Annotated in this window: 5 protein-coding genes and 5 pseudogenes; 1 reads left to right on the top strand and 9 read right to left on the bottom strand. The window is 68.5% G+C overall.

What is annotated here, in order from left to right; genetic code table 11:
- The 7 genes and pseudogenes from ABT360_RS34735 to ureA all read right to left on the bottom strand — a co-directional run.
- Positions 1–149, bottom strand: a pseudogene (locus ABT360_RS34735) (IS5/IS1182 family transposase); the annotation flags it as partial.
- 348 nt (positions 150–497) lie between these two features.
- The gene (locus tag ABT360_RS34730; protein ID WP_351825649.1) at positions 498–1,196 is read right to left on the bottom strand and encodes an urease accessory protein UreD; all 699 of its coding nucleotides are present in this window, start codon (positions 1,194–1,196) and stop codon (positions 498–500) included.
- A 203-nt stretch (positions 1,197–1,399) separates the two neighbouring features.
- Positions 1,400–2,095 (bottom strand): urease accessory protein UreG, encoded by a 696-nt coding sequence (gene ureG / locus ABT360_RS34725; protein WP_351825647.1) that lies wholly within the window; start codon positions 2,093–2,095, stop codon positions 1,400–1,402.
- A gap of 25 nt (positions 2,096–2,120) precedes the next feature.
- Complete coding sequence (locus tag ABT360_RS34720; RefSeq protein ID WP_351825645.1) at positions 2,121–2,795, bottom strand: urease accessory protein UreF; 675 nt, start codon at positions 2,793–2,795, stop codon at positions 2,121–2,123.
- A gap of 98 nt (positions 2,796–2,893) precedes the next feature.
- Positions 2,894–4,969, bottom strand: coding sequence for an urease subunit alpha (gene ureC, locus ABT360_RS34715; protein WP_444852378.1), 2,076 nt, complete (start codon positions 4,967–4,969; stop codon positions 2,894–2,896).
- On the bottom strand, positions 4,966–5,289 hold the full coding sequence (locus tag ABT360_RS34710; protein WP_351825651.1) for an urease subunit beta: 324 nt from the start codon (positions 5,287–5,289) through the stop codon (positions 4,966–4,968). The genes ureC and ABT360_RS34710 overlap by 4 nt, the downstream gene beginning before the upstream one ends.
- A 72-nt stretch (positions 5,290–5,361) precedes the next feature.
- A pseudogene (gene ureA, locus ABT360_RS34705) lies at positions 5,362–5,712 on the bottom strand (urease subunit gamma); the annotation flags it as partial.
- Between the two features lie 360 nt (positions 5,713–6,072).
- On the opposite strand from ureA, the pseudogene ABT360_RS34700 reads away from it, so the two are divergent.
- Positions 6,073–6,412, top strand: a pseudogene (locus ABT360_RS34700) (transposase family protein); the annotation flags it as partial.
- Positions 6,413–6,414: 2 nt separating this feature from the next.
- Here the strand turns inward: ABT360_RS34700 and ABT360_RS34695 are convergent.
- Positions 6,415–6,815 (bottom strand): annotated as a pseudogene (locus tag ABT360_RS34695) (helix-turn-helix domain-containing protein); the annotation flags it as partial.
- A gap of 288 nt (positions 6,816–7,103) precedes the next feature.
- A pseudogene (locus ABT360_RS34690) lies at positions 7,104–7,451 on the bottom strand (transposase); the annotation flags it as partial.
- Between the last annotated feature and the right edge of the window lie 87 nt (positions 7,452–7,538).

Here is a 7,538-nt window from a genome sequence, read left to right as displayed (position 1 = left end):
TCCAGTGACAGGCTCCACGGCCGACCGCGCCGTGCCCCGTCCGCGGCCTCATGGCGAACCACGGTCACCAGCTTGCCGAAGCAGCGAGGGCTCAGCCCGGTGAACGGGACCATCCAGGGCGGCTCCGACGCCGTGATCACACCAGCCACTTGCCTGATCATCCACCGCCGACGATTCTCCCTGCTTGAACGCGATGCGGGAGCGGTCTACCTGCTCGACCACCTGCCCCATGAACCAGCGCATGACCTCGTAGGGCATCACGGGCTCGTCGTGGCCGTGGGCATGTTGCCTCCTTGGTGATGTTGCTTTCCGGCCCCGTCATCCACGAGGCGGAACTGACACCGACTGCCTTGCCGGGAGTCTGTGCGTGGTGGCAACCGGGCGCCTTCGTCGCTCGACCGATCCCCCGCCGAGCCGCCGAGTGGGAAGAACTGCTCGTGAGTCCCTTGCACGATCCGTCGGATGTCCACCCGAACCGCGCCTCAGGCTGGTCCCATCTACATGTTCCGGATGTGTTCGAGCGCGGTGTCGAGGAGCTTGCCCACCTGGTGGAGGGTGGTGGCGGTGGCGGTGGCCAGGTAGGCGGGGTGCTGGGCGAGCGGGGTGAGAACGGCGTGGCCCTTCTCGGGGTCGTCGCCGATGAGGATCGATGGGTGGTCGGTGGCGAGGTGGGGGTCCACGACGAGGAGCTGGCCGGCGGCGCGGTGTCCGCCCAGCACGGCGGGGCCGTCCCAGGCAGGTGCCGTCCCGCCGTAGGCGGTGTGCTGGTCGAGGACGGGGCGGCCGCCGCGGTACACGGTGAGGCGGGTGGTGAGGTGGCCTGGGGGTTCGGCCGTGCGGCCGAGGAGTTGCTCCTCGCGTAGCAGGACGGCCGCGGTGGGCGCGAGGTCGACGGTGCAGGTCTGGTGAAGGGTGCTGTCCGAGGCGCTGATCAGGGGTTGGGGCAGCCAGGTCAGCATGGCGTGGTCGGCGACGGTGAGGCGGACGTCGTAGGTGGCGGGGGCGGTGGTGGCGCCGGGCAGCGCGATGGTGGCGGTCGGCGTGGTCACCTCCAGCCTGGCGTGTTCCTCGGCGATGATGTCGAGGGCGAGCCGGTCCCCGCCCAGGGGTGCGCACATGGAGCTGATCACGCTGACCCGGGCCCACCCGTTGTGGGGTTGCGTCTGGTGCAGGTGGAAGGGGCCGCTGTTGCGCATGAGCGGCACCGTCGTGGTGGAGCCGTCGCGGGCGGCCCTGATGAAGGCGGTGGCCCGGACCCCGGAATGTTCGGGGTCCGTTGGGTGCACCCTTCCGGCTGCGGACGTCTCGTCTGTCCGCCCGCTGTCCATCTCGCATGCTGCGGCGGTCGGTGCGGGGGGTGCTGTGGTGGGCGGCGAGCTCGGGTGTGGTGCGGTGGCTGTCATACGGCGGCCTCGGCCCGCCAGGCGGCCAGGCAGCCGTTGACCCAGTCGGCGACGGGCTGGATGCCGTCGTTTGAGGCGAGGCTGGTGAAGACGACGGGGAGGTTGCCGCGCTGCCGGCTGGCGTCGGCGGCCATGGTGTCCAGGTCGGCGCCGACGTAGGGGGCGAGGTCGGTCTTGTTGATGACGAGGAGGTCGGCGGTGGTGATACCGGGGCCGCCCTTGCGGGGGATGTCGTCGCCGCTGGAGACGTCGATGACGAACACCTGGTGGTCGACGAGGCCCTTGGAGAAGGTTGCGGTGAGGTTGTCGCCGCCGGACTCGATGAGGATCAGGTCCAGCGGGGGCAGTGTCTCCTCGAGCTGTTCGACGGCTTCGAGGTTGGCGGAGATGTCGTCGCGGATCGCCGTGTGCGGGCAGGCGCCGGTCTCGACGGCGGTGATGCGCTCCGGCGGCAGCACGGCTTCGCGGCGCAGGAACTCGGCGTCCTCGCGGGTGTAGATGTCGTTGGTGACGACCGCGATGGACAGCCGGTCGCGCAGGGCGCGGCACAGTGCGGCGACGGTGGCGGTCTTGCCGGATCCGACGGGCCCGCCGAGGCCGATGCGCAGGGCGCGGCGGCTGCCGTTGGGGCGCAGTGCGTCGGCGCTGGGGGTGTGGTGGTGCGGCAGGGTCGTGTCGTGGTCGAGGTGCATGGCGTTCTCCGAACGGTGTGGGGTGTCAGGAGGCGAAGAGCCGCATGGGCCAGGCGGCGTGCTGTTCGCCGGTGATGTCAAGGAGCGGCGACGAGGCGGCGGGCAGGGCTGCGACACCGTCGGTGGCGAGCTGCGCTGCCGCTTCGGCGGCAGTGGCGGCGACGTCGTCGAGTTCGCCGGCGAGCCGGGCAAGGAGGGCGGTCGCGTCGAACGGGTCGAGGCTGAGCAGCCGCACCGCCGCCGTCGCGGGGCCGCCGATGCTCTCGTACGCGGCGCACTGGGCGGCGTCCAACGGCGTCAGACCGGCGGCGCGGGCTGCGACGCCCAGGACCACGGGCTGGTGTGCACCCTGCGGCAGGCGGTGGGCGATCTGGTCGAGCTCGGGGCAGGGCCAGGCGGCCCGGGCGGCCCGCAGCATCTGCCGGCCGAGCTTGCGGGCGACCTGCCGCAGTGCCGGTACGGGGGTGCGTGCGTCGGCGGCCTCGTCCAGCGCCATCGGGTCGTATCCGGTGGCGGCCGCGGCGGCGAGGCCGGCCGCGGTCAGCCCGGCGGTGTGCAGGCGGCCCCGGCAGAACGCCTCCAGGCTTGGGGCGTCGTGGACACCGTGCGAGGCGACCGCGGCCTCCACACCGCCGGAGTGGGCGTGCCCACCGGCGGGGAAACGGCCGTCGGCCAGGACGAGCAGGGCGGCATGGCTCATGGGAACGGTGGCCTGCCTTTCGCAGGTACGGAGTTCAGGAGGAGGGACTTCCCGAGCAGGCGGTCCGGCGGCGGAGCGCCGCCGGGCCGATGTCGTGCTCAGAAGAGGAAGTACCGCTGAGCCATGGGCAGTTCGGTCTCATAGAGATCCGGATTCGGTGGCTGGTTCTTCTCGAACATCAGCCCGTCATTCGGGGCGCCTTCCACCTTGGTGAGGCTGTCCATGGTCGTGCCCCACTCATGTCCCGGGGGATTCGCGGCTGTGCCCGTGCCGGAGCCCGTGCCCGTGCCCGTGCCCGTGCCCGTGCCGGGGCCCGTGGCCGTGGCTGCTGTGCCCGTGGTTTGGCTCTTGCTCTTGCTCTCGCCGATGGTGACGCTGAAAGTCTCGGGACCGATTTCGATCTCCGGCGACTCATCGTTGAGCTTCATGCTCTGCTTGGTCACGTCACGAGTGGATTTGGTCTCCTTCACCCCCTTGGTCAGGTTGTACTTCGTCTTGATGCCGACCGCCTCGGGCACCACGAAGTTGAAGGAGTTGCCTCCCGGGGCCCGGCCGCATGCCCCCCACACCGGGCGGGGCAAGTACGGCTGCGGTGTCGGGATCGACGCGTTGGCGTCGCCGACCTGCGCGTAGGCGATCTGTCCGCCCTTGATGATCATGTGTGGCTTGACGCCGAAGAACTTCGGCTCCCACAGCACCAGATCGGCGACCTTGGAGGTACCACCGGGGCCGGTTGGCTCGACGGAGCCGACATGCTCGTCGATGCCATGGGCGATGGCCGGGTTGATCGTGTACTTGGCGATGTAGCGCCTGACGCGGAAGTTGTCGCGCCTGTCGGTGTCCTCCGGCAGGTGGCCGCGGCGCTTCTTCATGACGTGCGCGGTCTGCCAGGTCCGCATGATCATCTCGCCGATACGCCCCATGGCCTGTGAGTCGGAGGACATCATCGAGATGGCGCCGGTGTCGTGCAGCCAGTCCTCGGCGGCCATGGTGGAGGGCCGGATACGCGAGTCTGCGTATGACTTGTCCGCAGGGACGTCGAGGTTGAGGTGATGGCAGACGACCATCATGTACATGTGCTCGGCGACGGTGTTGACCGTCAGGGGGCGGGTCGGGTTGGTCGACGCGGGCAGGACACTCTCGTAGCCCTTGCCCACCAGCTTCATGATGTCCGGTGCGTGGCCGCCGCCGGCGCCTTCGACGTGGAAGACGTGAATGCCTCGGGGCTTGCCGGTGTCGGGGTGCTTGGTGGCGTTGAAGGTGTCCTCGACGAACCCGGACTCGTTCATCGAGTCGGCGTGCAGGGCGACTTGGGCGTGGTAGGTGTCACAGATCTCCAGCGCCTTATCGATGGCCGCGGGGGTGGCTCCCCAGTCCTCGTGGACCTTGAGGCCGATGGCGCCGGCCTTGATCTGGGCCTCCAGCGCCTCGTAGGAGATCGTGCCGCCCTTGCCGAACAGGCCGATGTTGACCGGGTAGGCGTCCAGGGCCTCGAACGTCCGCCGGAGGTGCCACTCGCCAGGCGTCACGGTGGTGGCCCGGCTGCCTTCCGCGGGGCCGGTGCCGCCGCCGATGAGCGTGGTCACTCCCGACGCGAGTGCCTCGTGGATCTGCCCGGGGCCGATGAAGTGCACATGGGTGTCGATGCCGCCCGCGGTCAGGATCCGCCCGTTGCCGGAGATCACCTCGGTTTCCGGCCCCACCACGAAGTGCGAGGCACGCCCGCCCCGGTTTTCCTCGGCCGTGTAGGGCTTCGGTGTCATCGTTTCCGGGTTGTAAGCCTGGCCGATCGCCTTGATCTCGCCGTTTCGCAGGCCGACGTCGGCCTTCACCACACCCCAGTAGTCGATGATCAGCGCACCGGTGATCACCGTGTCCACCGGATTGTGTGTGGGGTCGCTCCTGGGGAAATGCGACTGGCCCATCGACTCCCGGATGACCTTGCCGCCGCCGAAAAGCATCTCGTCGCCGCTACGGCCCGGCCCCCCGCACCAGTCCGCCTCGATCTCGACGATGAGATTCGTGTCGGCGAGCCTGACCCGGTCGCCCTTCGTCGGGCCGTACAGCGTGGCGTAATCCTGCCGCCACAGCGGCACCGGAGGGCGCACGGTGAAGCTGAGCTCGCGCGGCGTCGACTTCACCACACCACTCGTCTGACCGGAGCTACCACTCATGGGGCCACCTTCCACTCACTCGAATCCTTGACTCGAAGGCCCTTGACCAAGTGGTCTCCCTTGATGGGCACCACCCACACTTCGCGTACGTGTTCGGGCTCGATCCGCTCCGACGTACCGGCCGCAATGTGCAGCCGCTTCCCCTTCACGTCATCGTCGGCCGGGTCGGTGCACTTCTCGTCCTTGAAGAACTTGAGGCACGCATTCACGTCGCCCAGGTGGAAGTGGGAGCCGACCTGGATGGGGCGCTTCGCGGTGTTCTTCGCCCACAGCGGCCCCTCCCTCAAGGAGTCCTCGTGGTCGTCCGCGTTGAACGTCACCGCGTGCCGACCGTCCTCCGCGAGAAGTTCGTACTTGCCCGGGTAGACCTTCGCACGAGGGTCCGCCTTGCCGAGCGGGTCCGGGATGGTCACCAGCTTCGTGCCGTCCTTGAACGTCGCTTCGACCTGCACGTCGCGGATCATCTCGGGCACGCCGTCCATGACCTCGAAGTCCGTCAAGTTGCCGTTGCCGGCCTTATTGGGGATCTTGAGCGACTTCGCCACATCGCTCAGCTTGGTATCCATGAGCTCGGCGACCGTCTTCGTGTCGTGGCGGGCCTCCTCCAGCACATAGGCCGCCAACAGCGCCATGACTTCCGGGTAGTTCAGTGCGAGATCAGGCTGGCGCCTGAGTCGTCGTTCGGCCAGATCCGCCGCGACACGGATCATGAGCCGCTCCTGCTCATGTGGCGTCAGATGCATGCGGGTTCTCCTTCCTGTGGTTCGGCGTGACGTGCACGGCGAGTCGCCAAGGAGAACCCGGTGCGGACGCCACTCATGTGCTCAACGACCCAGGCAGGAATAGAAACGGAAGCAATGCCTCCATTCATGCTTTCGGATGTAGCTTGATCAGCGAGCCATCGGCGTCACCCCCTCATCGAGCAGTACGGGCAACGGCTTCTGCTACGCCGTAGGAATAGAGGCTGGCCCTCAGTCGCTGGCTCTGCGGTGCTCCAGGCGCTGGGCGGCATACTGGCGAGATTCCGGCATGGCAGCTGTGACAGCCTGCGGACATGCCAGAACTGCGGGTTCTCGCAGGCCGTCACTACGCCATCGTCGGCAGTGGCTGGTGTGATCACGGCGTCGGAGCCGTCCTGGATAGTCCCGTTCACCGGGCTGAGCCCTCGCTGCTTCGGCAAGCTGGTGACCGTGGTTCGCCATGAGGCCGCGGACGGGACACGGCGCGGTCGGCCGTGGAGCCTGTCATTGGAAGACCGGGTGCTCCTCGTCGTGGCGTAGTGGCGCACGAATACGCTGCGCCAGCTCGCCCCCGCTCTTCGGGGTCTCCAAGTCGGCCGCCGACCGGATCATCGAACACCTTGGTCCGAAACTGGCGGCACTCCAGCCGCGCAAGCGGTTCAGTAAAGACACCGTGCTCATCGTGGACGGCACCCTCGTACCCGCCTGCACGTTCGCGGAGAACCGGTAGTTGCGTGAGGAGGCTCCGACCGTGCGGTCACGGACCGGGATCAAAGTGCCGTCCACGATCCACAACCGCTCGACCACATCGGCAGGGCGGGTGGCCGGCTCGATGGCCAGGAGCGGCCGCAGCCGCTGGATGACCCGGCACACCGTTGCCGGCGAGACACCGAACAGCGGCGCGAGCTGTCGCATGATGAGGTTCGTGCGGTAGTACACCGCGACGAGCAGCACCCGGTCGGCCAGCGGCAGGCACCACGGCCGACCACCGCCAGGACCGTTCCCACCCCGTTCCCGCACCACCTTCAGCAGTCGCTCGAACTGCCGCATCCGCAGCCCCGTGAACGTCTCCACCACAACGGCTCAGCCCTCAGCACCCCACCCATACAGGAAAAATGCCCGAACACAGCCTTCTGCAACACGCTTTAGCACCGCTGTGGTGGAACCGCTCGTCAGGGCGGTATCCACTACGATCGTCGGCGGCCGGTCGGCCGTATGTGCTCGCGGTGGATCGCGACAGTGAGATCTTCCATGGCATTGAGGGTGCCCGGGCGGTTGCCTGCATCAAGGCAGCCAAGCGCTGTAGCAGCCGCTGCCCGAACGGGTTCCGGCACCTGCGGTCGCGCTGCGATGGCGTTCGCGGCCGCACGACGCTCTAGGTCGTGTTCGGAAAGTCATGGGAGCCAGAGTCGGAGGCAGGCGAGAGTGACCATGGCTTGGTAGTGGGTGGCGCGTTTGTCGTAGCGGGTGGCCAGGGCCCGGTTCTGTTTAAGCCGGTTGAAGCAGCGCTCGATGACGTTGCGCCGCCGGTAGGCGGCCCGGTCGAGGCGGCAGAGGCTCTCGCCTCGCCGGATGCGTCCGTTGACCTGGTCGATCCGCTCCGGGATCGTCGCGGCGATGCCGCGTCTGCGGAGGTAGGCGCGGATCTTGCGGGCCGAGTAGCCCTTGTCCGCGACGATGCGGTCGGGCCGGGTCCGGGGCCTGCCCGGCCCCGGCCGGGTGATTCGGACCTTGGCCATGAGGCCTGCCAGGGAAGGTCTTCCAGCCAGGTGGCGGGCGGCTCGGCGTCGTCGGTGGACGTGACCGCCGCCGGGGCGCCGAGGTCCCGC

The sequence above is a fragment of the Streptomyces sp. NPDC000229 genome, from assembly GCF_040300825.1.
In the GTDB taxonomy this organism is placed as follows: domain Bacteria; phylum Actinomycetota; class Actinomycetes; order Streptomycetales; family Streptomycetaceae; genus Streptomyces.
The sequence above is the reverse complement of the archived record's forward strand: the minus strand, read 5'-3'. Positions and strand labels throughout refer to the sequence as shown.

Bases quoted from the DNA above. Each gene is read 5' to 3' on its own strand.
- ABT360_RS34730 (WP_351825649.1), bottom strand. From the start codon at position 1,196: ATGCGCAACAGCGGCCCCTTCCACCTGCACCAGACGCAACCCCACAAC.
- ureG (WP_351825647.1), bottom strand. From the start codon at position 2,095: ATGCACCTCGACCACGACACGACCCTGCCGCACCACCACACCCCCAGC.
- ABT360_RS34720 (WP_351825645.1), bottom strand. From the start codon at position 2,795: ATGAGCCATGCCGCCCTGCTCGTCCTGGCCGACGGCCGTTTCCCCGCC.
- ureC (WP_444852378.1), bottom strand. From the start codon at position 4,969: ATGAGTGGTAGCTCCGGTCAGACGAGTGGTGTGGTGAAGTCGACGCCG.